Source organism: Streptomyces sp. UC4497 (assembly GCF_054871485.1).
Map to the genome: position 1 here is coordinate 1 of NZ_JBTYHB010000029.1, position 24,283 is coordinate 24,283.

Annotated in this window: 18 protein-coding genes; 10 read left to right on the forward strand and 8 right to left on the reverse strand. The window is 71.5% G+C overall.

The genetic code is table 11. The annotated features are described in order from the left end of the window. The first annotated feature begins 53 nt into the window (after positions 1-53). Both ACYSUO_RS30775 and ACYSUO_RS30780 read left to right on the forward strand, forming a co-directional pair. Positions 54-257: a cold-shock protein gene (locus tag ACYSUO_RS30775; protein WP_266720703.1), complete on the forward strand. Its 204-nt coding sequence runs from the start codon at positions 54-56 to the stop codon at positions 255-257. 132 nt (positions 258-389) lie between these two features. Beyond that, positions 390-1,976 carry a DEAD/DEAH box helicase gene (locus ACYSUO_RS30780; protein ID WP_461779488.1) on the forward strand — a complete coding sequence of 529 codons (1,587 nt, stop codon included), beginning with the start codon at positions 390-392 and terminating at the stop codon, positions 1,974-1,976. Positions 1,977-2,079: 103 nt separating this feature from the next. Here the strand turns inward: ACYSUO_RS30780 and ACYSUO_RS30785 are convergent, their stop codons facing one another. Genes ACYSUO_RS30785 through ACYSUO_RS30805 form a run of 5 tightly spaced genes read right to left on the reverse strand, consistent with a single transcriptional unit; the run spans position 2,080 to position 6,557 of the window. Further along, entirely contained in the window at positions 2,080-3,030 is a 951-nt protein-coding gene (locus tag ACYSUO_RS30785; RefSeq protein ID WP_461779489.1) for a tyrosine-protein phosphatase, read from the reverse strand. A gap of 41 nt (positions 3,031-3,071) precedes the next feature. Then, positions 3,072-4,121, reverse strand: a complete 1,050-nt coding sequence (locus ACYSUO_RS30790; protein ID WP_461779573.1) for an NAD(P)H-dependent flavin oxidoreductase — start codon at positions 4,119-4,121, stop codon at positions 3,072-3,074. Between the two features lie 50 nt (positions 4,122-4,171). Further along, positions 4,172-4,939, reverse strand: a complete 768-nt coding sequence (locus tag ACYSUO_RS30795; RefSeq protein WP_461779490.1) for a CoA-transferase subunit beta — start codon at positions 4,937-4,939, stop codon at positions 4,172-4,174. After that, positions 4,936-5,790, reverse strand: a complete 855-nt coding sequence (locus ACYSUO_RS30800) for a CoA transferase subunit A (protein ID WP_461779491.1) — start codon at positions 5,788-5,790, stop codon at positions 4,936-4,938. The genes ACYSUO_RS30795 and ACYSUO_RS30800 overlap by 4 nt, the downstream gene beginning before the upstream one ends. Then, complete coding sequence (locus ACYSUO_RS30805; protein ID WP_461779492.1) at positions 5,787-6,557, reverse strand: enoyl-CoA hydratase family protein; 771 nt, start codon at positions 6,555-6,557, stop codon at positions 5,787-5,789. The genes ACYSUO_RS30800 and ACYSUO_RS30805 overlap by 4 nt, the downstream gene beginning before the upstream one ends. Before the next feature lie 131 nt (positions 6,558-6,688). On the opposite strand from ACYSUO_RS30805, the gene ACYSUO_RS30810 reads away from it, so the two are divergent. Next, complete coding sequence (locus ACYSUO_RS30810) at positions 6,689-7,450, forward strand: SDR family oxidoreductase (RefSeq protein ID WP_461779493.1); 762 nt, start codon at positions 6,689-6,691, stop codon at positions 7,448-7,450. A gap of 1 nt (position 7,451) precedes the next feature. Continuing rightward, a complete protein-coding gene (locus ACYSUO_RS30815; protein ID WP_461779494.1) occupies positions 7,452-8,417 on the forward strand; it encodes an SDR family oxidoreductase in 966 nt (321 codons plus the stop codon). 108 nt (positions 8,418-8,525) lie between these two features. On the opposite strand, the gene ACYSUO_RS30820 is transcribed toward ACYSUO_RS30815, so the two are convergent. Beyond that, positions 8,526-9,446: a zinc ribbon domain-containing protein gene (locus tag ACYSUO_RS30820; protein WP_461779495.1), complete on the reverse strand. Its 921-nt coding sequence runs from the start codon at positions 9,444-9,446 to the stop codon at positions 8,526-8,528. A gap of 221 nt (positions 9,447-9,667) precedes the next feature. On the opposite strand from ACYSUO_RS30820, the gene ACYSUO_RS30825 reads away from it, so the two are divergent. After that, positions 9,668-12,805 carry an endo-alpha-N-acetylgalactosaminidase family protein gene (locus ACYSUO_RS30825; RefSeq protein ID WP_461779574.1) on the forward strand — a complete coding sequence of 1,046 codons (3,138 nt, stop codon included), beginning with the start codon at positions 9,668-9,670 and terminating at the stop codon, positions 12,803-12,805. Between the two features lie 76 nt (positions 12,806-12,881). Here ACYSUO_RS30825 and ACYSUO_RS30830 read toward each other — a convergent pair whose 3' ends face one another. Next, positions 12,882-14,627: a glycoside hydrolase family 35 protein gene (locus ACYSUO_RS30830; RefSeq protein WP_461779496.1), complete on the reverse strand. Its 1,746-nt coding sequence runs from the start codon at positions 14,625-14,627 to the stop codon at positions 12,882-12,884. A 137-nt stretch (positions 14,628-14,764) separates the two neighbouring features. Here ACYSUO_RS30830 and ACYSUO_RS30835 point away from each other — a divergent pair, with 137 nt between their 5' ends. From ACYSUO_RS30835 to ACYSUO_RS30855, 5 genes are all read left to right on the forward strand, one after another. Then, positions 14,765-15,652 carry a helix-turn-helix domain-containing protein gene (locus ACYSUO_RS30835; RefSeq protein ID WP_461779497.1) on the forward strand — a complete coding sequence of 296 codons (888 nt, stop codon included), beginning with the start codon at positions 14,765-14,767 and terminating at the stop codon, positions 15,650-15,652. A gap of 6 nt (positions 15,653-15,658) precedes the next feature. Further along, positions 15,659-15,982 (forward strand): chorismate mutase, encoded by a 324-nt coding sequence (locus tag ACYSUO_RS30840; RefSeq protein WP_426904161.1) that lies wholly within the window; start codon positions 15,659-15,661, stop codon positions 15,980-15,982. Positions 15,983-16,145: 163 nt separating this feature from the next. Continuing rightward, complete coding sequence (pepN, locus tag ACYSUO_RS30845) at positions 16,146-18,635, forward strand: aminopeptidase N (RefSeq protein ID WP_461779498.1); 2,490 nt, start codon at positions 16,146-16,148, stop codon at positions 18,633-18,635. 846 nt (positions 18,636-19,481) lie between these two features. Beyond that, positions 19,482-20,966, forward strand: a complete 1,485-nt coding sequence (locus tag ACYSUO_RS30850) for a pyridoxal phosphate-dependent decarboxylase family protein (protein ID WP_461779499.1) — start codon at positions 19,482-19,484, stop codon at positions 20,964-20,966. After that, positions 20,963-22,396, forward strand: coding sequence for a lysine N(6)-hydroxylase/L-ornithine N(5)-oxygenase family protein (locus tag ACYSUO_RS30855; protein ID WP_461779500.1), 1,434 nt, complete (start codon positions 20,963-20,965; stop codon positions 22,394-22,396). The genes ACYSUO_RS30850 and ACYSUO_RS30855 overlap by 4 nt, the downstream gene beginning before the upstream one ends. Before the next feature lie 18 nt (positions 22,397-22,414). Here the strand turns inward: ACYSUO_RS30855 and ACYSUO_RS30860 are convergent, their stop codons facing one another. Beyond that, positions 22,415-24,214 (reverse strand): bifunctional metallophosphatase/5'-nucleotidase, encoded by a 1,800-nt coding sequence (locus ACYSUO_RS30860; protein WP_461779501.1) that lies wholly within the window; start codon positions 24,212-24,214, stop codon positions 22,415-22,417. Positions 24,215-24,283: the final 69 nt, after the last annotated feature.

The following is a 24,283-nucleotide window of genomic DNA, read 5'->3' on the forward strand; positions in this document are numbered from 1 at the left end:
TCACCTGGGCGTTATTGGAATGGGGACTGCTACCTGTTCTTAAGGAGAACGACATGGCCACCGGTATCGTTAAGTGGTTCAACTCGGAAAAGGGCTTCGGCTTCATCGAGCAGGACGGCGGCGGCGCCGACGTCTTCGCCCACTACTCGAACATCGCCACCTCGGGCTTCCGTGAGCTCCAGGAGGGCCAGAAGGTGACGTTCGACGTCACGCAGGGCCAGAAGGGCCCGCAGGCGGAGAACATCCTCCCCGCCTGATCTCGCTCGTAGATCACTCGACGCCGCCGGGCTGACCCGGCAGGTGTCGGATCGAGCATCACCGGGCCGGGGCCCGCACCACTACGGTGCGGGCCCCGGTTCCTGCTGTCCCGTCCCGGAAGGCATCGCCGCATGGCCAGTTCTGCCCGCCCGTCCCGCCGCCCCCGTCCCGCAGCCGGGCAGCGCCGCGCCCCCGAGCAGCGCCGCAGGCAACAGTCCGCGCCGCCGAGCGAATTCACCATGCCGGAGAACACCACTCCCGCGCTGCCCGCGGTGGACAGCTTCGCCGAGCTCGACATGCCGGCCGCCCTTCTGAAGACACTGGGTGAGCAGGGCGTCACGGAGCCGTTCCCCATCCAGGCCGCGACGCTCCCGAACTCGCTCGCCGGACGGGACCTCCTCGGCCGCGGCCGCACCGGCTCCGGCAAGACCCTCGCCTTCGGCCTCCCGCTGCTCACCCACACGACCGGCGCCAAGGCCGAGCCGAAGTCCCCTCTCGCGCTCGTCCTCGTCCCCACGCGTGAGCTCGCCCAGCAGGTCACCGACGCCCTCACCCCGTACGCCACCGCGCTGAAGCTGCGCCTCGCGACCGTCGTCGGCGGCATGTCGATCTCCCGCCAGGCCGGCGCGCTGCGCCGCGGCGCCGAGGTCGTCGTCGCCACCCCCGGGCGCCTCAAGGACCTCATCGAGCGCGGCGACTGCGTGCTCGGCTCGGTGCGCACGACGGTGCTCGACGAGGCCGACCAGATGGCCGACATGGGCTTCATGCCGCAGGTCACCGCGCTCCTGAAGCAGGTCGAGCCGGGCGGCCAGACGATGCTGTTCTCCGCGACGCTCGACAAGAACGTCGACCGGCTCGTCAAGCAGTTCCTCAGCGACCCCGTCGTGCACTCCGTCGACCCTTCCGCGGGCGCGGTGACGACGATGGAGCACCACGTCCTGCACGTCGCCGACGAGACCGACAAGAAGGCCGTCACCGCGCGCATCGCCGCCCGCGAAGGCCGCGTCATCCTCTTCGTCGACACCAAGCGCTCCGCCGACCGGCTCGCCAAGCGGCTCCTCGCCACCGGCGTGTACGCGGCTCCGCTGCACGGCGGCCGCAGCCAGCCGCAGCGCAACCGCACCCTGGAGCAGTTCAAGGACGGCCGGGTCACCGCGCTCGTCGCCACGAACGTCGCGGCGCGCGGCATCCACGTCGACGACCTCGACCTCGTCGTCAACGTCGACCCGCCCACCGAGCACAAGGACTACCTGCACCGCGGCGGCCGCACCGCCCGCGCCGGCGAGTCCGGCAGCGTCGTCACCCTGGTCCTGCCCGAGCAGAAGCGCGACGTGCAGCGCCTGATGCGCGACGCCAAGATCCAGCCGCGTACGACGCAGGTCCGCTCCACGGACGAGGCGCTGACGGAGATCACCGGCGCGCGCGAGCCGTCCGGTGTCGCCGTGGCCATCGCCGTGCCGGAGCCGACCGCTCCCGCCGCCACGACCAAGCCGCGCCGCTCCCGCCGCTCCCGCGGCGGCTCGGGCAACGGCTCCGGCAACGCTCGCACCGCGGGCGCCGGTGCGGGTCGCGCCGCGGGCGCCGAGGGCCAGCGGTCGGGTGGCGCGGCCGGTGGCCGCCGCCGCTCCGGATCCGCCAACGGCGGCGCGGCCTCGTCCGGCTCCGGCGGCAACCGCCGAGGCCGCGGCCCCCGCGGCCCGCGCCAGCAGGCGGCGTAAGCCTTCCGGCAATTCAAGCGGGGCCATTTAAGCCCCGCCGGCGATTGAGGTGCGGGGTCCGGGGCAGAGCCCCGCGGCCTCCGCCCCGCAGCGGCGCAACACGTCACTCCACCAGCCGCGCCCGCAGCATCCCCACCACGCGGCGATCCACGCCAAGCCCCTCGGCCACGTACCCCCGCATCCCGCCGAAGGCACCCCGCACCTGCGAACGCGCCGCGTCCAGATACTCCATGCGCACCTCCTGGACGGGGATCAACAGGTCGGGGTCCCGCATCAGCCCCGCCTGCCGCAGCCCCTCCCGCACCTCGGCGTCATGCGCGGCGCGAAACGTGTTCGACGCCAAGTAGTCGCGCTCCACCGCCCGTTGGTCCACGCCGAGCAGGCTCAGCAGGACGTACGTCATCCAGCCCGTACGGTCCTTCCCTGACGTGCAGTGGTACAGCAGCGCGCCACGACCGCCGTACGCCGCGTCCCGGAGCGTCTCCCCGAACCGCGCGCGGTTGGCCGCGTCGGTCACGAACATCCGGTACGTGGCGCGCATCGCGGCGGCCGCCCTGCCGTTGCCGAGCAACTCCTGCTGCACCGCCGGGTCCTTCGAACCGATCGCGGCCATCAGCTGCTCGTACTGGCCGCCGTCGGAGACGGACCGCGCGGTCACCGCGAGACCCGCGGGCAGCCGGTCGGCGCCGTCCGTGCGCACCTCGAACGGCACCCGGAAGTCGACCACTTCGGCGAGCCGCAGCCCGTCGACCCGCGCCACGTCCGCCTCGGTGAGCTCGCTCAGTGCGTCCGCCCGGTAGACGAGCCCGTACCGGACCCGGCCGCGGCCCCGCGCCCGGTAGCCGCCGATGTCCCGGACGTTCACCGCCCCCTTGAGGGGGATCTGCCGGATGCCACCAGTGACCGGGCGGCCCTGGGCCGCCGCGGCGACCGGGGCGGCGGCGAGCGCCGTGACCGTGCCGAGCGCGGCGCCGAGCGCACGGCGCCGCGAGAGCGCCGCTGCGTACGTGTTCCCTGTTCCGTGCGCGTGCCCTGTTCTGTACGTGCGCGGCATACATGAACTCCCTTGTGGAAGCGGGCCGTTGTCGTGCCCGGTCAGGGTGGGGTGGGGAGGGACTCCAGCGTTTTGCGCGCCTCCGTCATCACGCGGTCGACCAGCTCCGCGCAGCTGGGCAGGTCCTCAATGAGGCCCGCCACCTGCCCGGAGGCCATGACGCCCAGGTCGGTGCGGCCCTCGACCATGGAGGCCTTCAGGAGCATCGGGGTGTTCGCGGCCAGCAGCACCTGGCTCCACGTGAGGTCCTTGCCGTGCTTCATGGCGAGGCCGTCCCGCACCATCTGCGGCCAGCTCAGCCCGGACAGCCTCCGAAAGCCCGCCGCGCGGCGCACCGCGTGCAGCAACGCGCGCGTACGCCCCGCGTTCTCCAGCGAGTCGACCAGTTCCGAGCGCAGCATGCGGTGCGGAAGGCCGTCCACCGCCGTCGTCACCGTGACGTCCTTGACGCTCGCCGCCAGGTACTTCGCCTTCACCGCGTCCGGCACCGTCGAGTCCGACGTCAGCAGGAAACGCGTCCCCATGGCCACCCCGGCCGCCCCATAGGCGAGCGCGGCGACCAGGCCCCGCCCGTCGCGGAAACCGCCCGCCCCGACCACCGGGATGTCGACGGCGTCCACCACCTGCGGCAGCAGCACCGACGTCGCCACCTCGCCGGTGTGCCCGCCGCCCTCGCCGCCCTGCACGATCACCGCGTCCGCGCCCCACGCCGCGACCTTCTCGGCATGCCGGCGCGCCCCGATCGACGGGATCACGACGGCGCCCGCGTCCTTCAGCTCGGCGATCAGCTCGCGCGAGGGGGCCAGCGCGAACGAGGCGACCTTCACGCCCTCCTCGACGATCACCTTGACCCGCTCGCGCGCGTCCCCCGCGTCGGCCCGCAGGTTGACCCCGAAGGGCCGGTCCGTGCGCGACTTCACCTCGCGTACGGCGGAGCGCAGCTGGTCGAGCGTCATGGTGGCGGACGCGAGGATGCCGAGCGCCCCCGCGTTCGCCGCCGCCGACACCAGGCGCGGCCCCGCGACCCACCCCATGCCGGTCTGCACGATGGGGTGGCGCACGCCGGTGAGCCGGGTCAGGGGCGTCGGGATCGTGAACGCGGCGGAGGCCGGGGCCGGTTCGGAAGGCGGCGTGGGTGGCGTCATACCGGCTTGACCTCTTGGTCCCGCGTCGCCTTCGGGTCGATGACCTCCCGGATCAGCCGCAGCTCCTCGGCCGTGGGCTCCCGCGTGCAGGGCACCTCGCCGCCCTCCGGGAGCACCAGTGCGAACCCCGTCGCCTCCGTGACCTCCTCCACCGTGACGCCGGGATGCACGGAGACCAGCCGCATCGCGTGGTCCTCGGTGTCGAAGTCCAGGACGGCCAGATTCGTGACGACACGGGGGATGCGGTGAAACCGCGTCGCGGAAGGGCCCGCCGCGGCCGCGCTGTCGTAGCCCACCCCGCTGATCATGTCGACCTTCTCGACGAAGACCCGGCGGCTGTGCTTGGGGACCCAGTAACTCACCGGATTGTTCAGCGTGTTGACCGGGGCGCCGCGCACCCCGAGGAGCTGCCGGTCGGGCCGCTCCCAGTCGCCGATGCACGAGATGTTCTGGTTGCCGAACCGGTCGATCTGGCTCGCCCCCATCATCACGTGCCGCTTCCCGCCGGTGACCATCGTCAGATGCTGCCGGTACGGGAGCCAGCCCTCCGCCGCGCCGTCGAGCCCGACCACCATCGCCTCGCCATCGGTCAGCAGCAGGTCGGGGGAGAACGTGCGCTTGGCCAGGCGCGCCCCCACGGACGGGATCAGCCCCATCGGGCTCGCCAGCACCTCCCCGTTGCCCCGCCAGGCCTCGGCGCACGCGATCACGCAGTACTCGGCGCGGGACACATCCGTAGCGGTGGCACTGCTGGTGACGCTCACTTCTGCTCCTCGTGCCAGGCCTGGACGGCGGACTGGTACTGCTTCTCGTCACCGCCGGGCGGCAGGAACCGCTCGGCGAACTCGGGCCAGGGCGTGCTCGCGTACAGCTTCTGGAACGCCTCGTCGCGGCCGTAGTCGGGCGCACAGGACGTGAAGTGCGCCCCGTTCGGCGTCTCCACGACACCCGTCACGGAATGCCGCTTGACCAGCAGCGTCTGCGGCACCGTGTCCGCCCCGAAGCCGTCGACCAACTGCTCGCACGACACGTACGCGCTGTCCGCCGCCTCGCAGAACAGGTCGTCGAAGTACGGGTCCGGGCCCAGGTACTGGCCGTTGCCCGCGCGGTCCGCCCGGTTCACGTGCACCAGGGCCGCGTCGAGGCGCAGCGCCGGCATCGCCACGAACGTCTCCCCGTCCTCGTACGGCGAAGTCACGGTCCGCAGGCCCGGGTTGACGCGCATGACGTCCGAGCCGATCCCGGCGCGCACGGGCAGGAACGGCAGCCGGTTCGCCGCCGCGTGCAGCCCCCACATGAACATCGCCTCGTCGACCTCCATCAGCTCGAACGCGCCGTTCTGCCGCGCCGCCCTGAAGTTCGGCTCCAGCGGGATGGAGTCGAGCGTCACGAACGCCGCGACCAGCTTGCGGATCTTCCCGGCGGCCGCGAGCAGCCCGACGTCCGGACCTCCGTACGAGACGACGGTCAGGTCCGTGACCTCGCTGCGCAGCAACGCCCGCACCAGCGCCATGGGTTTGCGGCGCGAGCCCCAGCCGCCGATGCCGATCGTCATGCCGCTGCGCAGCCGCCCGACCACCTCGTCGGGCGTCATGCTCTTGTCCGGTGTGGTCATCGCTCGGTCTCCTGTCCGAAGGTGTCGCGGACCCGGTCGGCGACCCCACTCAGGTTCGCCTCGAAGGTGAAGCCCTGCTCGAAGCGGTAGCTGCGGTGCACGTCGACGGGGTCGATCCCGTTCAGCGCGGACTTGGCGAGGCGGAGCAGGTAGCCGTCCTTGCGGGCGATGGCGCGGGCCAGCTCCAGGGCCGCCTCGCGCAGTTGCCCCCGCGGCACGACCTGCCACACCGAGCCGTGCGCCTGCAGTTCGGCGGCCGTGGCCGTACGGGACGTGTAGAACAGTGCGCGCATCAGGTGCTGCGGGACGAGACGGGCCAGGTGCGTGGCCGCGCCGAGCGCGCCCCGGTCCAGCTCGGGCAGGCCGAACGTCGCGTCGTCGCTCGCCACGATCGCGTCCGCGTTCCCCACGAGTCCGATGCCGCCGCCCAGGCAGAACCCGGCGACCGCCGCGATCACCGGCACCTCGCACTGGTACACCGCCGAGAACGCCTCGTAGCAGCCGCGGTTGGCGCCGAGCAGGGCGCTGTGGCCGCCGCCCGCCGCGGCCGTCTCGCGCTGCATCTCCTTGATGTCCACCCCCGCGTTGAACCCACGGGAGGTCTCGGCCGCGGTCAGCACGACGCAGCGCACATCGGGATCGCGGCCCGCGGCGCGCACGGCCTCCGCCAGGTCGTACCAGCCCTGCACCGGCAGCGCGTTGACGGGCGGGAAGTCGACCGTGACGACGGCGATGCCCTTTTCGGGTGAGGAGGTGGAGACACCCATGGCGTTCAGCTACCTTTCCACCTAACGTTTGTTTGGTACGTCGATGACGTTAGCAGGCGGCGAGGGGGAGCGGAATGGGGCGGGCAGCGGTCGGCGCAAGTGGACCCGAAAGGGTCGGGAAGGGGTCCGGGATGGATCTGAGCGGTCGGGTCGTCGTCGTCACGGGCGGCACGAGAGGAGTGGGCGCCGGGATCGCCGGAGCCTTCGCGCGGGCCGGCGCGCGGGTGATCACCTGCGCCCGCAGACCGCCCGAAGAACCACTGGACGGCTGCGAGTTCATACCGATCGACCTGCGGGACGCGGCGGCCGTGGAGGAGCTGTTCGCCGGCCTCGACCGGGTGGACGTGCTGGTGAACAACGCGGGGGGCACGCCGTACCGCCCGCTCGCGGAGGCGGACGCGGTGCGGCACGCGCGCGTGCTCGAGCTGAATCTGACGGCCGCGCTCACCGCGTCCCTGGCCGCCCGCGAGAAGCTCGACGCCGCGCGCGGCTCGATCGTGATGATCGGCAGCGTCAGCGGCAGCCGCCCCTCGCCGGGCAGCGCGGCGTACGGGGCGGCGAAGGCCGGCCTGGAGCACCTCGCGCGGTCCATGGCCGTGGAGTGGGCGCCCCGAATACGGGTGAACACCCTGGTGCTCGGCATGGTCCGCACCGAACTGAGCGCACTGCACTACGGCGACGAGGCGGGCATCGCCGCGGTGGGCGCGACGGTGCCCATGGGGCGCCTGGCCGAGCCGCGCGAGGTCGGCGACGCCGCGGTGTTCCTGGCGTCGGACGCCGCCTCGTACATCACCGGGGCGAGCCTGCTGATGCACGGCGGCGGCGAACTCCCCGCGTTCCTGGACGCGGCAACGGCCAACAAGGACGCGGCTACTGCCAACAAGGAGGCGTGAGATGACGGACGCGAAGCCGATCGGCGAAAACGGTGGAGCCGGTGCAGCCGGTGGCGGAGGCCTGTGCGCGGGGCGGGTGGTCGCCGTCACGGGAGCGGGCCGCGGACTCGGGCGCGCGCATGCCCTCGCGTACGCGGCCGAGGGCGCGAAGGTCGTCGTGAACGATCTGGGGGTGGGCCTGGACGGCGCCCCCGCGCAGGACAGTCCGGCGGCGCAAGTCGTCCAGGAGATACGGGCGTCCGGCGGCGAGGCGGTGGCGCACGGCGGGGACATAGCGACCTCCGAAGGTGCCGCCTCGCTCGTCGCGGCGGCCGTCGACACCTTCGGACGCCTCGACACGCTGGTGAACAACGCCGGGTTCCTGCGCGACCGGATGCTCGTCAACCTCGACGAGGACGACTGGGACGCCGTGATGCGGGTCCACCTCAAGGGCCACTTCCTGCCGCTCAAGCACGCCGCCGCGTACTGGCGGGCGGAATCGAAGGCGGGACGCACACCGGCAGCCCGCGTCGTCAACACGTCCTCCGGGGCCGGCTTGTTGGGGTCCGTCGGGCAGGGCAACTACAGCGCGGCGAAGGCCGGGATTCTCGGCCTGACCCTGGTCGCGGCCGCCGAGATGGGGCGCTACGGCGTGCAGGTCAACGCGATAGCGCCGGCCGCCCGCACCCGGATGACCGAGGCGACGTTCGCCGACACCATGGCGGCACCTGGGTCCGGGGCCTTCGACGCGATGGCGCCGGAGAACGTGTCGCCGCTGGTCGTTTGGCTCGGCTCGGGGGCCGCGGCGGACGGCGTGACCGGGCGGGTCTTCGAGGTGGAGGCGGGCCGGATCACCGTGATGGAGGGCTGGCGGCCGGGCCCGACCGTCGACAAGGAGGAGCGGTGGACGCCTGCGGGCGCGGGGGACGCGGCCCGTGAACTGCTGGCGCGGGCGGCGGTGCCGGGGGGTGTGTACGGGGCATCCTGACACCCCTGACCCTCTGACCCCCTGACACCCGCGAGGCGGTTCGGCGGGGGAGAGGTGCCACACTCTCCCGCCGAGCGACTTACGTGCCGCACTCTCCCGCCGAACCGCCTACGTGTCGCACTCCCACACCGTCCGGCACAGCGCGCACCGCGCCCGCACCCGGCCCCGCACCGGCACCCGGATCCGCTGATGACACGTCGGGCACGCGAACGCGACCCGCAGCCCGCCACCCCGCCGCGACGCCCCGTCGCCGTCGACGGCGGCCGAGAACGTGTAGGGGCTCGCCGGGTCGAGCCCGCGCGGCCCGTGGTCCTGCGCGTACCGCCGGTCCTTCGCATAGCGCCGCCGCCCCGCCCAGCCCGCCGCGGTCATCGGCGGCTGCCGCTCGTCACGCCGCGCCTGCTCAAGACCCCGCTCGTACGCCGAGTACGCCTGCGGGCTCGTGAACCACGTCTCCGGCCCCTCACCGAAGACGAGGGACCGCTTCGCGAGCACGTACCCGAACTCCTCAGGCGTCAGATAGCCGAGCTTCTGCGAGGACGCCGCATCCTCCCGGAACGCGTCCAGCAACAGCCAGCCCGCACCCAGATACGTGGCCGCCGTGTCGGTCAGGATCTCGTTGTCCCGCGTCCCCGGAAGCGACAGATCGAGACGGTGCAGATAGACATGCATGATCTCGTGGGCGAGCGCCGCGCCGATGTCCCGGCGATGCGTACGGAACCGGTCGTTCAGCTCGATGAAGTACTCGGGGCCCGCCGCCAGTTCCACGCTCGCCGCATGCCGCATCTCCCGGAAACTCACGATCATCCGCGCGTCGGGGAGCCGGTAGTGCCGCACCAGTTCACGCGCCACCCGCTGCACGCCCAGATACAGATCGTCGACGTCGCTGAACGCGACATCGACCGGGGCGACACTCGACGAGAACGTGTGCACCGTGTCGTAGGAGAGCCGCTTGTAGAGCGCGGTGATCGCCGACCGCACCGTCTCCAGATGTGGATAGCCGTGCACCACCGGTCCGCCGTCCGCCACGCGCGCACCCCCTGGGTCCGCCGGGCCGGTACCCGGCGCCTCCAGAGTACGGCCATTAATCCAAGACCTGCCGTCCCTTTGTCCATGGGCTCTCCCGCCCCGCCCGGCGCATCGTGATCGACACGCCAAGCCGCCGTGAGAAGGAGTGCGCCGTGCCCGAGCAGCCCCAAGGCCAGCCGTCGGAGAACCCCGAGAACTTGGAGAGCTCGCAGGGCGAGGAGGTGAAGCCGGGCCGGGCAGGCGCCCCACAGGACTCGACGCCGGGCCCCGGCCCCAGCCGCAGAGCCCTCGTCGCCGCCGGAGCGGTCGGCGGCGCCGGCGCCGCGCTCGGCCTCGCCCTGACCGGCACGGCCCGCGCCGCGACCCAGACGGCCACGGCCACCGCGACCGCCGACGGCAGCGCCGTCATCCGCTCCCAGGACCTCGACGTCCGCGTCAGTACCGCCTTCCCCCTCGTCGTCTCCTACACCGAGCGCACCACCGGCGCCGTCCTGCACGCACAGCCCGACCCGGTCACGACGCTCCTGATCGACGGCGCCGAGCACACCCCGAAGGTGACGTGCACGCCCGCCGCCGACCGCGCCGACTACCGCCTCACCCTGACCGGCGGCACCACCATCGACGTCCGTATCGCCGTCGAGGGGCACCAGGTCGACTGGCGCGTCACGAAGATCAGCGACACGGCGCACCTGCGCGTCGGCACCCTCCAGTTCCCCGGCCTCGCCCTGCTGTCCGTCCGCAGCGACCAGCCCGGCGCCGCCCTCCTCGCCGCCACCGTGCAGCTCGACAAGGCCAAGAGCGGAGACACCCTCGTCACCCCGACCGCCGACAGCCCCGCCCAGGCGCCCACCGGATGCGCCTACGCCGTCGTCGCCCACGACCGGCTCGGCGGCGCGATCGAGACCAACACCAGCTACGACAAGCCCGACAGCGCCGCAGGAACCACCTGGGAGAACGGCCGCCTGTGGCGCGAGACCGTGCGCCGCGAAGGCCACACCGCCGCCCGCCTCGCCCCCGGCCAGTGGACACACCGCGCCGCCACCGCCCCGGTCGACGCCACCGAACCGCTCCCGTACGCGACGGTCGTCGTCACGGGCGACCGGAACGGCGACGGCAAGGTCGACTGGCAGGACGCCGCCATCGCCTTCCGCGACATCGCCCACACCCCGCGCGGCGCCGACGAGCAGCATCTGCGGGTCGTCCCGCACATCCCGTTCAACTTCGCGTCGCAGGCCACCAACCCGTTCCTCGCGACCCTCGACAACGTCAAACGGATCCACCTGGCCACCGACGGGCTCCGCCAGTACACCCTGCTCAAGGGCTACCAGTCCGAGGGCCACGACTCCGCGCACCCCGACTACGCGGGGAACTACAACACGCGCGCGGGCGGCCTCGACGACCTCAACACCCTGGTCCGCGAGGGCAAGAAGTGGAACAGCGACTTCGCCGTCCACGTGAACGCCACCGAGTCCTACCCCGTCGCGAACGCCTTCTCCGAGAAACTCGTCGACAAGAGCAACGAGCAGTGGGACTGGCTCGACCAGAGCTACCGCATCGACCAGCGCCGCGACCTCGTCTCAGGCGACATCGTCAAGCGCTTCGCGGACCTGCGCCGCGACACCGACGACGGCCTCAACACCCTCTACATCGACGTGTTCCGGGAGTCCGGCTGGACCTCCGACCGCCTCCAGCGCACCTTCCGCGAACAGGGCTGGAACGTCACCTCCGAGTGGGGCCACGGCTTCGAACGCTCCGCCCTGTGGTCCCACTGGGCGACCGAGACCGACTACGGCCCCGACACCTCGCGCGGCATCAACTCGAAGCTGATCCGCTTCATCCGCCACCACCAAAAAGACGTCTTCGCCGACAAGTGGCCCACCCTCCTCGGCATCGCCCGCATGGGCAACTTCGAGGGCTGGGTCGGCAAGACCGACTGGACCGCCTTCTACCGCCTCATCTGGACGCACTCGCTGCCCGCCAAGTACCTCCAGGCGCAGCCGATCAAATCCTGGGGCGAGCACGAGATCACGTTCTTCGGCGCCACGAAGACGAGCGTCACCGACGCGTCCGGCGCCCGCCGCATCACCACCGACGGCCGCCTCGTCTACGACGCCGGCACCTACCTGCTGCCGTGGGAACCGCGCAGAGCCACCGACCCGACGAAGCTGTACCACTACAACCCGCAGGGCGGCAGCACCAGTTGGTGGCTCCCGCGCGCGTGGGAGAGCAGAAGCAAGGTGGCCCTGTACCGGCTCACCGACCAGGGCCGCGTCTTCGACTCGTACGTCACCGTGTCCGGCGGCAAGGTGACGCTGAAGGCCGAAGCCGACCGGCCCTACGTCCTCTACAAGGACCGCACCGACCTCGACCGCGCGCCCGACTGGGGCCAGGGCACCCCGCTGCACGACCCCGGCTTCAACTCCGGCTCCCTGACGGGATGGACGGTCACCGGGCCCGCCTCCGTCGAGCGCAGCGACCTCGGCGACCACGAACTCGTCATCGGCCCCGGCGCCGCCGCCACCGTCTCCCAACGCCTGACCCGGCTCGCCCCCGGCAGCTACGCCGCGTCCGTACAGGTCGAGGTCGGCGCCAAGGTGGGGGAGCGGCGCACGGCCACCCTGGAGGTACGCACCGTCGACGGCGTGACCGCCGCGAACCGCACCGACACCTCCACCGCGGGCAACCACGTGGCCGCCGACCGCAAGCACGACACCCGCTTCCAGCGGATGACCACGTACTTCACCGTCCCGGCCGGCGGCGGCCCCGTCACGCTCGCCCTGCGCGCCGCGGCAGGCTCGGCGCGGGTCCGCTTCGACAATGTACGCATCGTGAAGTCGCCCGCACCGAACCTGCCCGCCGGAACCGTGGTCCACGAGGACTTTGAACATGTCCCCCAGGGCTGGGGCCCCTTCGTGAAGGGCGACGCGGGAGGCTCCACCGACCCGCGCACCCACATCGCCCAGCGGCACGCCCCGTACACCCAGCGCGGCTGGAACGGGAAGGCGATCGACGACGTCGTCGACGGCACCCAGTCCCTCAAGTCGCGCGGCGAGAACACCGGCCTCGTCTACCGCACCGTCCCGCACACGGCCCGCTTCGAGCCCGGCAAGCGGTACCGGGTCTCCTTCCGCTACGAGAACGAGAAGGCCGGCCAGTACGCCTGGATCACCGCGGCCGACAATCCGGAGGCCAAGGAGCTGTCCCGCGAGGACCTGCCCGTGGCCACCGAACCGGCCACGCTCACCTACGAGTTCACCGCGCCGGACAAGGGGGAGGCCTGGGTCGGCCTGCGCAAGACGGGCGACGACGGCACCGCCGAGTTCGCCCTGGACGCCTTCGAGGTCACCGAGGTCGTCTGAACCGAGATCGTCTGAACCGAGATCATCCGAGGCGTCGCGGCGGGCCCCGGGGGACGTCCCCCGGGGCCCGCCCCCGTCAACGCAACACGACCCGCGGCTCCCCGGCCCGATCGAGCTCCAGCACCCACACCTCGTTCACGCCCTCGCGCAGCACCGGACCCGGCACGTACAGCGCGTCCTGCGGGCCCGCCGACCAGTAGCGGCCCAGGCAGAACCCGTTCACCCACACGAACCCCCGCCTCCAGCCCGGCAGTTCGAGCGCCGCGTCCCCGGCCCCCGACACCTGGAACGACCCCCGGTACAGGCCCCGCCCCTCACCCTCGGCCGCCACGGACGGCAGACCGGCCACCGCGGAAGCCGTGAACGCGTCCAGGCGCAGCCCCCTCGCCCGCACCCCGTGCAGGAACTGCCGCTCGTGCAGCAGCCCGCCCGTGATCCCCTTCGACTCACCCGTACGCGGCCCGTAGTTGACCCGCCCCAGGGACTCCACCCACAGTTCCACGCGCGCGTGCCCCGCAACCGGCTCCGTCAGCGCGGGCTCCTCCTCCGTGAGCACCCCGGCCCGCTCCCCGTCGACGTACACGAGAGCCAGATCCCGCAGCCCGCGCGCCCGCAGCGGATACGGCTGCCGCGGCCCCGGCACCGTCACCGCGTACCGCACCAGGCCACGGTCCACGTCCAGGTCCTCGAACGACGGCGGCACCGCGTACTCCGCCTCAGGGCCGCCCAGCGCCTCCAGCACCCCGTCCAGGGCCGTGAACGCCGCCAGACGGGCCGTGACCGGACCGGCGAGGGCCGCGGGCTGTGGCGGCACCTCGGGCAGCGGTCCCTCCGCGTACGCGGCGAGCACCTCACGGAACAGCCAGAACTTCTCCGTGGGGCGGCCGAACTCGTCGATCGGGGCGTCGTAGTCGTACGACGTGACATCCGGCTCCAGCGGCCCTTCGTGCAGCTCGCCGCCACCCCGGTTCGCGCCCGCCCAGCCACCGAAACTCGTCCCGCCGTGCGCCATGTACAGATTCACCGACGCCCCGCACTCCAGGATCTCCCGCAGCGCGTCCGCGGCCTCCCGCGGATCCCGCACGACGTGCTTCGCACCCCAGTGGTCGAACCAGCCGCACCAGAACTCCATGCACATCAACGGCCCCGTGGCCCGGTGCCTACGTAGCGCCTCGAAGGCCTCACGCGCGCGGGAGCCGAAGTTCACCGTCGCCAGGACCCCAGGAACCGAACCCCCGGTCAGCATGTGGTCCTCGGGCCCGTCCGACGTGAACAGCGGCACCGTCACCCCGAGCCGCACCAGCAGATCGGCAAGAGAGCGCAGATACCGGTGGTCCGAGCCGTAACTGCCGTACTCGTTCTCCACCTGGACCATCAGCACAGGACCGCCCCGGTCGACCTGCCGCTCCACGATCTGCGGCAGCAACACCCCGAACCAGCGCTCCACCGCCGCCATGAACTCCGCGTCCCCGGTCCGCACCCGCGCCCCGAGACGCCCCGTCACCCAGTGCGGAAGCCCACCGTTCTCCCACTCCGCGCAGATGTAAGGACCCGGCCGCACGATCACCCACAGCCCCTCCCGCCGCGCCGCATCCAGGAAACGACCCACCGCCGCCACGTCGCGCACCTCACCGGGGCGCGGCTCGTGCAGATTCCACGGCACGTACGTCTCCACACAGTTCAGGCCCATCGCCCGCAGCATCCGCAACCGGTGCGACCACTGCTCCTCGTGCACCCGGAAGTAGTGCAAGGCCCCCGACAGCAGCCGCACCGGCCGCCCGTCCACCTCGAAATCGTCCCCGCCCACCCGGAAATCCGTCATCACGCGCTCCTCCGTGCCCGATGGGTGCGGCACCCACCGGCCGCCACCCTCACCTCTGGCGGCCGACGGGGTCCATGGACAAAGATCGGCCGGTGTTGGACGGGGACGCCCGCACGCACCACCACGGGAGGGGACAAATGCCCACGTACCACACCTGGATGCGGTACTTCACGCCCAGCCCGGCCCACCACCGCCTCGGCCTCGTCTGCCTCGGCGTCGGACTCCAGCACGGGCCACTGCCCACCGTCGGCCCCCGCACCCTCGACCACCACGTCGCCGTCGTCATCACCGCGGGCAGCGGCTGGTTCCAGTCCACCGAGGGCCGCCGCACCCCCGTCACCGCACCCGCCCTCATCTGGCTCACACCCGGCCGCCCCCACCACTACGGAGCCGACCCCGACACCGGCTGGGACGAGTGCTTCGTCGACTTCACCGGACCCGCCACCGCCACCTACACCGAACTCGGCTACATCGAACCCGACCGACCCCTCGTCCCCCTGGCCGACGCCGCCCAGGCCCGCGCCGCCGTCGGCCGCATCGCCCGCGCCGCCCGCCGCGGCAACCCGCTCCTCGAGGTCGAGACCGGCGCCGCCGTCCACGAACTCCTCGTCGCCCTGCGCCGCGCCCGCGCCGACCTCGCCCCCGACGGCCACCCCGTCCTCCAGGCCCTCGCCCGCGACGCCTTCCAGCCCCTCTCCGTCGCCGCACACGCCGCCCGGCACGGCATGACCCCCGCCGAACTGCGCACCGCCGTCCGCCGCGGCGCAGGCATGAGCCCCAAGGACTACCTCCTCGGCATCCGCCTCGGCCGCGCCAAGGAACTCCTCGCCGCCACCGAACTCCCCGTCGCCGCCGTCGCCCGCCGCGTCGGCTACGACGACCCCGCCTACTTCTCCCGCCTGTTCACCCGCCGCGTCGGCACCGCCCCCGTCCGCTTCCGCGAACAACAGGGCCGCGCCGTACCCGGCGGCTGGTCCGACAAGATCCCCGACCCCGACGACCCACCCATGCTCCACGTAGGCTGATCCGTCATGACCACCAGCAAGCCGAACGAGGTCGACCCGGCCGTGCGCGCCGAGCTCGGCCGCCTGCGCGACAGCATCGACAACATCGACGCCGCCGTCGTCCACATGCTCGCCGAGCGCTTCAAATGCACCCAGCAGGTCGGCCACCTCAAGGCCCACCACGACCTGCCCCCGGCGGACCCGGCCCGCGAATCCCGCCAGATCGAACGCCTGCGCCAACTCGCGGAGAACGCCAAACTCGACCCGGCCTTCGCCGAAAAATTCCTCAACTTCATCATCAGCGAGGTCATCCGCCACCACGAACTCATCGCCGAGGACACGAAACGGTGACTGCTTCGCAGACCATTTCAGTCCCCTACGGCGCCGGTTGAGCAATTCAAGCCCCTGCGGCGATTGAGCAGCGGGGTCCGGGGCAGAGCCCCGCGACCGCAACCCCGGCTGGGCGAAATGATCCACCCTGTTCCCCGCCGGAGGTATGCGGCAGCATTACCGCATGCCCGTACTGACACGCAGCGAAGCGCAGACCCGAGCCCAGCTCATCGACGTCGAGCGATACACCGTCGACCTCGACCTCACCGTCGGGGACGACACCTTCGACTCCCGCACCGCGATCCGCTTCACCGCGCACACCGCGGGCGACACCTTCGTCGAGCTCAAGCCCGCCGCCCTGCGCTCCGCCACCCTCGACGGGCAGCCCCTCGACCCCGCCGCCCTCGCCGACAACCGGCTCCCGCTCACCGGCCTCACCGAAGGCCCCCACGAGCTGCGCATCGACGCCTCCATGCGCTACTCGCACACCGGCGAGGGCATGCACCGCTTCACCGACCCCACCGACGGCGAGACGTACACGTACACGCAGCTGTTCATGGAAGACGTACAGCGCGTCTTCGCCGCCTTCGACCAGCCCGACCTCAAGGCGACCTTCGACCTCACCGTCACCGCCCCCGAAGGCTGGACCGTCCTCGCCAACGGCACCACCGAACACCTGGGGGAGGGCCGCTGGCAGGCCGCCACCACCCCCCTCCTCTCCACCTACCTGGTGGCCATCGCCGCAGGCCCCTGGCACTCCATCCGCACCGAACACCGCGGACTCCCCTTCGGCCTGCACTGCCGCCGCTCCCTCGCACCCCACCTCGACGCCGACGCCGACGAACTCCTCGACGTCACGCGCGCGTGCTTCGACCGCTACCACGAGAAGTTCGAAGTGCCCTACCCCTTCGACTCCTACGACCAGGCCTTCGTCCCCGAGTTCAACGCCGGAGCCATGGAGAACCCCGGCCTCGTCACCTTCCGCGACGAGTTCGTCTACCGCTCCGCCGTCACCGACACCGAGCGACAGACCCGCGCCATGGTCATCGCCCACGAGATGGCCCACATGTGGTTCGGCGACCTCGTCACCCTCAAGTGGTGGGACGACATCTGGCTGAACGAGTCGTTCGCCGAGTACATGGGCTACCAGACCCTCACCGAGGCCACCCGCTTCACCGACACCTGGATCGACTTCGGTGTCGCCCGCAAAACCTGGGGGTACGACGCCGACCAGCGGCCCTCCACCCACCCCGTCGCCCCCGAGTCCGTGCCCGACACGGCCTCCGCGCTCCTCAACTTCGACGGGATCTCCTACGCCAAGGGCGCCTCCGCGCTGCGCCAACTCGTCACCTGGCTCGGCGAGAAGGACTTCCTCGCCGGCATCAACACCCACTTCAAGCGCCACAAATTCGGCAACGCCACCCTCGCCGACTTCATCGAATCCCTCGCCTCCGGCACCGAACGCGACGTGCACGCCTGGGCCGACACGTGGCTGCGCACCACGGGCGTCGACACGCTCACCACGTCGGTGACCGAGAACGACGGCACCTGGAGCCTCGCCGTCGACCGACAGGGCAGCCGTCCCCACCGCATCGCCGTCGGCCTGTACGACCACGCTCCCGCCGACCCGCGCGGATTCGTCCTGCGCGAACGCCTCGACGTGGAAATCCCCTTCAGCGGAGGGGAGCTGACGTTCAACGGCCGCCGCCCCGCCCTGATCATCCCCAACGACCAGGACCTCACCTACGCCAAGATCCGCCTCGACGCCGCATCCGAGGAAGCCGCCCTGCGTGGCCTGTCCGGCATCCCCGACGCCCTCACCCGCACCATCGTGTGGACCACCCTGCGCGACATGGTCCGCGACGGCGCACTCGCACCCGCCACCTACCTGGAGACCGTCGCCGCCCACCTCCCCGAGGAGAGCGACCTCGCCCTCGTCCAGGGCGTCCTCGCCTTCGCCCACACCCAGGTCGCCGACCGCTACACCGACCCCGGCGAACGACCCGAGGCCCTCGACCTCATCACCACCCTGTGCGAGGACCTCGTCCGCCGCACCGACGACGGTAGCCACCCGGGGCTCCGCCTCACCGCCGTACGCCACCTCATCGACGCCGCCCGGTACGCCGACGTCATCCGCGACTGGTACGACTCCGGGGCCGTGACCGGCGGACCCGAGCTCGACCCCGAACTGCGCTGGCGCATCCTCGGCCGGCTCAGCGTCCTCGGCGCCGTCGACGAAGCGGTCATCGAGGCCGAACTCGCCCACGACCCCAGCGCCACCGGACAAGAAGGCGCCGCCCGTTGCCGCGCCGCGCTGCCCGACCCGCAGACCAAGGCGGAGGCGTGGTCCGCGATGTTCACCACGAACCCCGAGGACGACCTGTCCAACTACCTCTTCATCGCCACGGCACAGGGCTTCTGGCAGCCCGAACAGACCGACCTCCTGCGGGGCTACGTCCCCCGCTACTTCACCGACGCCACCGCGCTCGCCGCGCGCCGCGGCCCCGCGATCGCCGAGGCGGCGGGCCGCCACGCGTTCCCCGTGTACGCCATCGACCCGGACACGCTCCGCGTGGGCGAGCAACACGCGAAGGACGCCACCCCCGCCCTGCACCGCAAACTCTCCGACCAACTCGACGACCTGCGCCGGGCGTTGAAGGTACGGGGGGCGTAGCGGCGGGTCACCGGGGCCGGGCTCTTCGCAACGGTTGCGCGGCACCGGCGCTTTACCCCGTGCCGGGGTGAGGCCCGTTGCACTGTTCCGGGGGCCGGAGTCCGGGTCCGGGCCCGGGAGCGGGGGGAGCCGGGCGTCGGAAACCGGGGTTTCGGGATATCGCCAGGGGACGGCACCTGGGGGCCGAGGGCACAACAGGCGCCCAGCCCCCGGTGCTCCCGCACGTCTTCCCCGCCCATCTCCCACCCACCCGCCCCCTCCGGGGGCGTCGGCCGCGCGGGGCAGCGGACGTTCCGCCTCGTCGTCGTACCGGTCGCCCCACACCGGCGTGTGAGCGCAGCGCCGTGGCCGACGCCCGCTGCCTTCGTCGCCCGGCACCGTGGTTCCGGGATCGCCGTGGTCGGCCCCGAGGTAACGAGCGCGCGGCACCGTGCGCCGCCTTGCCCACCCTGCCGCCCCAGGCGGCAGATTGCCCAAGGCGGTGGCGGCCCACCGCCACGGGTGGGGAGCCGTGCTCGGCGTCGGACTGCCCAAGGCGGACGGGCCATAGCCCCCGAAGGGGGCGGGCGGGTGGGAGGTGAGCGGGAAACAGGCCAAGCGGCACATGGCCCAAGACGGAACGACGCCGCCAGCCCCGCGCGGCGGATTCACCCCTGCCACCCCCCGCCGACCCCACCCGACGCAAGCCACCCCCTCCGAACCACCCCCGGACGGGCCTAGCACAGGCACCCCCGCCCCCACGCCCACCCATACCCCTTTCGGGTCAGCTTCGTAGGTACGGCGGACGCATCAGCAGGCAAAAGGCAAGCTGATGCATCACGTACGCCAACCACGCAAAGGACCCGTATGCGCAGCACGCCGCCCCTCGCCGGAGGTACCCAAGGCCCCGACGCCCTGCGGCCGTTGCTCACCACCGTCCTCGACGCCCTCCACAAAGGCGCCGCCCACCGCGGCGGCCCACTCCCGGCGGGCGGACCCGAGGCCGTCACGGCTCAACTCCACCACGACGTAGGGGAGTTGCTGCCCACCCACGGCACCGGAGCCGAAGAAGCGCTGCGCACCCTCGTCACCGCCCTCGCCGAAGGCGCCGCCGACCCCGCCGACCCGTTGTGCGCCGCCCACCTGCACTGCCCGCCGCTCGCCGTCGCCACCGCCGCCGACCTCGCCGCGAGCGCCCTCAACCCCTCCATGGACTCCTGGGACCAGGCCCCCGCCGCCTCCGCCCTCGAAGCCCTCGTCACCACCACCCTCGCCCACGAGGTCTACGCCCCAGGCACCCCCGCCGCACGCGAGCAGGCCACACCCGCCCACGCCTCACGCGGGCAAGCCGCACCCACCCCCACCCCACCGGAGCACCCCACCCCCACCCCCACCCCCACCCCCGACGCCCTCGTCACCACCGGCGGCACCGAAGCCAACCAGCTCGCCGTCCTCCTCGCCCGCGAAGCCGCCCCGCCCGGCGAACCCGTTCACCTCCTCGTCGGGGCCAACGCCCACCACAGCCTCGCCCGCGCCGCCTGGCTCCTCGGCCTGCCCGAACCGGTCACCGTGCCCGCCCCCGCCGGCACCCTCGACCCCGCCGCCCTCGACGAGGCCCTCACCGCACTCCCGGGGCCCAAACTCGTCGCCGCCACCGCAGGCACCACCGACGCGGGCCTCATCGACCCGCTCCCAGAAATCGCCGACATCTGCGAGCGGCACGGCGCCCGCCTCCACATCGACGCCGCCTACGGCGCAGGCGCCCTCTTCAGCCCCCGCGAAGCCCCCAAACTGAACGGCCTCGCCCGCGCCCACACCGTCGCCCTCGACCTGCACAAACTCGGCTGGCAGCCCGTCGCCGCCGGCATCCTCGCCGTACGCGACACCACCGAGACCAGCGCCCTCGGTCACCAGGCCGACTACCTCAACGCCGACGACGACACCGAAGCCGGACTCCCCGACCTCCTCGGCCGCTCCCTGCGCACCACCCGCCGCCCCGACATCCTCAAAACGGCCGTCACCTTCAAAGCCCTCGGCCGCACCGGACTCGCCGCCCTCGTCGACGACGTCACCGCCCTCGCCCACCACCTCGCCCAACTCATCGACGCACACCCGCACTTCGAGCTCTACGACACCCCCACCCTCACCACCGTCCTGTTCCGGCCCACCGGCGCCACCGACGAAACCATCGCCGCGATCCGCCGGTCCCTGCTCACCGAGGGCCGCGCCGTCCTCGGCCGCGCCCGCATGGACGGAAAGCTCCACCTCAAAGCCACCCTGCTCAACCCGCACGCCACCCCCGAAGACCTCACCGCCCTCCTGGAACTGGTGGAAGGACACACGCCGCGATGACAGCCGCGCCCACCCCCAACCCCGCAACACGGCCCACCGAAGAACCCCGCGACCTCGTCGGCATCGGCATCGGCCCCTTCAACCTCTCCCTCGCGGCCCTCGCCCACCCCCTCACCGAACTCGACACCGCCTTCTACGAACAGCGCCCCGACTTCCACTGGCACCCCGGCCTGCTCATCGAAGGCGCCACCCTCCAAGTCCCGTTCCTCGCCGACCTGGTGACCCTCGCCGACCCCACCAGCCACTGGAGCTTCCTCAACTACCTCAAGACCCGCGAGCGCCTCTTCCCCTTCTACTTCGCCGAGCGCTTCCACATCCAGCGCGCCGAATACGACGCCTACTGCCGCTGGGTCAGCGAAAACCTCCCCGGACTCCACTTCTCCCACCAGGTCGACGCCGTCCGCTGGAACACCGAACGCGCCCTGTTCGAAGTCGACTTCACCCAACTCGACGCCGAAGGCGAAGCCGAAGCCCTCGGCCGTACGTACACGAAGAACGTCGCCATCGGCGTCGGCACCGCCCCCTACGTACCCGAACCCCTCAGGCCGCTCGAAGAAGCACCCACCGTGCCCGTCGTCCACTCGGCCGACTACCTCACCCACCGCGACCGCCTGCTCGCAGCCGAACACATCACCGTCGTCGGCAGCGGACAGTCCGGCGCCGAGATCTTCCTCGACCTCCTCCGGTCCCGCCCCGTCGGCCGCGAGAAGATCCACTGGCTCGCCCGCACCGACGCGTTCGCGCCCATGGAGTACAGCAAGCTCGGCCTCGAACACTTCACCCCGGACTACAGCCACTACTTCCACCACCTGCCCGAGGCAGAACGCGACCGCCTCGTGCCCGCGCAGTGGCAGCTCCACAAGGGCATCGACGCCGACACCATCGCCGCCATCCACGAAGAGCTCTACCAGCGCACCCTGAACGGCGGCTGGCCCGACGCCACCCTCACTCCCGGCGTCAGCATCCGCACCGCCGGCCGCGTCGCCACCACCAAAGTCGAACTCCACCTCGAACATCGCCAACAAGGCACCCGCTCCCGCCTCACCACCGACGCCGTCGTCCTCGCCACCGGCTACAAGGAACGCCCCCTCAGCGGCATGCTCTCCGGACTCGACCCCTACCTGCGCCGCGACCACTCCGAACGCCCTCGCATCGACGACCACTTCCGCCTCGTCCTCGACGACCGCGTCCAAGGCTCCGTCTACGTCCAGAACGCCGAACGTCACACCCACGGCGTCGGCGCCCCCGACCTCGGACTCGCCGCCTGGCGCAGCGCCACCATCCTCAACTCGCTGACCGGCAAGGACCCCTACCCGCAGCCCCGGCGCACCGCCTTCACCACGTTCGGCCTCACCGGACACGAAAACCGCGCCCCCCTGCCCGGACAGCAGACAGGAGAGCGCGGCACCATGGTCAAACTCCAGGACTGACCGCCGAACGGCTACGGCTCACTGCGCGAACACCGGCGTCCCGTCCCGCGTCAACTTCCAATCCACCGAAGCGAAGTCCGCCGTGTCGAGGACGCCCTTCGCCGTCACCCACTCCGAGATCCGCGTCCGGATCTCCGTCGACTCCGACCACAGCTCCTTCGCCGACGCCACATGCGGGAACGCGCCACCACCGTTCGCCCGATAGTTGTTCACCGCGAACACGAACTGCGCGGCATCATCCAGATCCTTGCCGTCGAACTTCAGATTCCTGATCCGGGAACCCGCCGCCTGCGCGATGTCGATGTCGTACGTCAACCCCGACACATAGTCGTAGTTGTAGTCAGGCCGATTGCCCGCGTTCGTCAGCTTGTCCACATCCACCGCCGCGCCCGCCGCCGTCCGCACGAAGTACTCCGCCGAATACTCCAGATACGCCCGCACCTGCGCACCCGTCAGCAACTTCGCCACCAGCGTGTTGTCGTACACGTACAGACTCGACAGATCCCGGATCGTCACATCACCGGCAGGAATCTCCGACGTGCGCGAGAACGGCGACGCCTGCGACAGCACCGGCAGCTTCGCGTACTCCGTCGACGCCAGCGCCTTCGTCACCACATCCGCCTGCACCTTGTTGATCAGATCGATGATCGGCGCATCCTTGTACCGGGCATCAACCGTCGTCAGCGCCTGCTTCGCCGTCCCCACGACCTGATTGACATACGCCACCACCGTCTCGTGCTGCTCCTTGAGCAACTTCGAGATCTCCGGATCGTCCGCCACCACATTCGTGTTCCGCAGCGACGCCTTCACCGACTCGACGGACCAACGACCCTTCTCCCACACGAGATCGAAGTCGAACAACGCCAACCGCTCGGCGTAGCACAGCGGTTCGGACAGGACGACCGTCTTCCCCGTCTTCTCGTTCGTCACCAACTGCTGCTCGATCTCGACGTGCGCGTGCCCCACCAGAATCGCATCGACCCCCGGCACCTGCTTCGCGACATTCGCCGCCGCGTTCTCCACATACGGCACCTGATCCCCGTACGAGGACTGCCCCGACGCCCCCGAATGCGCCGACACGATCACCACATCCGCGCCCATCGACCGCAGCCTCGGCACCCACTTCGCCGCCTGCTCCTCAAGCCCCGGGAACTTCAACACACCCTGGACATAAGCCTTGTCCCAGATCGCGATCCCCGGATTCGTCAGCCCCAGGACCGCAACCGTCACGTCCTTGCCGTGCGGGGTACGCAGCCGCTTCATGAAGTACGGAGGAAACGCCGGCTTCTCCGTCTTCGCATCCACCGCATTCGCGCCCAACAGCGGAAACTCGCACTGCGACTCGAACTTCCGCAGCGTCTCGATGCCGTAGTTGAACTCGTGATTGCCGAGCGCCACCGCGTCGTACCCGATCGCGTTCATCGCCCGCGCCATCGGATGCACCGGACCACCGGCCGCCGTGATCGGATCGACCTTCGCGTAGTAGTACGTCAACGGGGTGCCCTGAATCGTGTCCCCGGCGTCGATGAGCAGGGTGTTCCCCCGCCCCTTCTCCGCACGCACCTGATCCACCAACGTCGAAACCCGGGCCAGACCCTGCGCGTTGCCTGCGGCATCCGAGTAGTCGGCGTTCTTGAAGTAGTCCCAGTTGAAGACGTGACCGTGCAGATCCGTCGTCCCCATCACCGTGAACGCGTACCGCTTCTGCTTCTTCGGCTTTGCCGCGGCGGAGGCAGGCGCGGCGACGGCACCGGCCAGGGCCACCCCGGCACCCGTACCGGCCGACCGGGCGAGAAAGGATCTACGGTCCAACGACATCGGAGTCTCCTCGTCTACGTGTACGCCATGATGACGCGCGTAGATTCTTGCTCACCAACCCCAACTCGC

Coding starts and splice junctions, on each gene's coding strand:
- ACYSUO_RS30775 (WP_266720703.1), top strand. CDS start 54: ATGGCCACCGGTATCGTTAAGTGGTTCAACTCGGAAAAGGGCTTCGGC.
- ACYSUO_RS30780 (WP_461779488.1), top strand. CDS start 390: ATGGCCAGTTCTGCCCGCCCGTCCCGCCGCCCCCGTCCCGCAGCCGGG.
- ACYSUO_RS30785 (WP_461779489.1), bottom strand. CDS start 3,030: ATGCCGCGCACGTACAGAACAGGGCACGCGCACGGAACAGGGAACACG.
- ACYSUO_RS30800 (WP_461779491.1), bottom strand. CDS start 5,790: ATGACCACACCGGACAAGAGCATGACGCCCGACGAGGTGGTCGGGCGG.
- ACYSUO_RS30805 (WP_461779492.1), bottom strand. CDS start 6,557: ATGGGTGTCTCCACCTCCTCACCCGAAAAGGGCATCGCCGTCGTCACG.
- ACYSUO_RS30810 (WP_461779493.1), top strand. CDS start 6,689: ATGGATCTGAGCGGTCGGGTCGTCGTCGTCACGGGCGGCACGAGAGGA.
- ACYSUO_RS30815 (WP_461779494.1), top strand. CDS start 7,452: ATGACGGACGCGAAGCCGATCGGCGAAAACGGTGGAGCCGGTGCAGCC.
- ACYSUO_RS30830 (WP_461779496.1), bottom strand. CDS start 14,627: ATGACGGATTTCCGGGTGGGCGGGGACGATTTCGAGGTGGACGGGCGG.
- ACYSUO_RS30835 (WP_461779497.1), top strand. CDS start 14,765: ATGCCCACGTACCACACCTGGATGCGGTACTTCACGCCCAGCCCGGCC.
- ACYSUO_RS30840 (WP_426904161.1), top strand. CDS start 15,659: ATGACCACCAGCAAGCCGAACGAGGTCGACCCGGCCGTGCGCGCCGAG.
- pepN (WP_461779498.1), top strand. CDS start 16,146: ATGCCCGTACTGACACGCAGCGAAGCGCAGACCCGAGCCCAGCTCATC.
- ACYSUO_RS30850 (WP_461779499.1), top strand. CDS start 19,482: ATGCGCAGCACGCCGCCCCTCGCCGGAGGTACCCAAGGCCCCGACGCC.
- ACYSUO_RS30855 (WP_461779500.1), top strand. CDS start 20,963: ATGACAGCCGCGCCCACCCCCAACCCCGCAACACGGCCCACCGAAGAA.
- ACYSUO_RS30860 (WP_461779501.1), bottom strand. CDS start 24,214: ATGTCGTTGGACCGTAGATCCTTTCTCGCCCGGTCGGCCGGTACGGGT.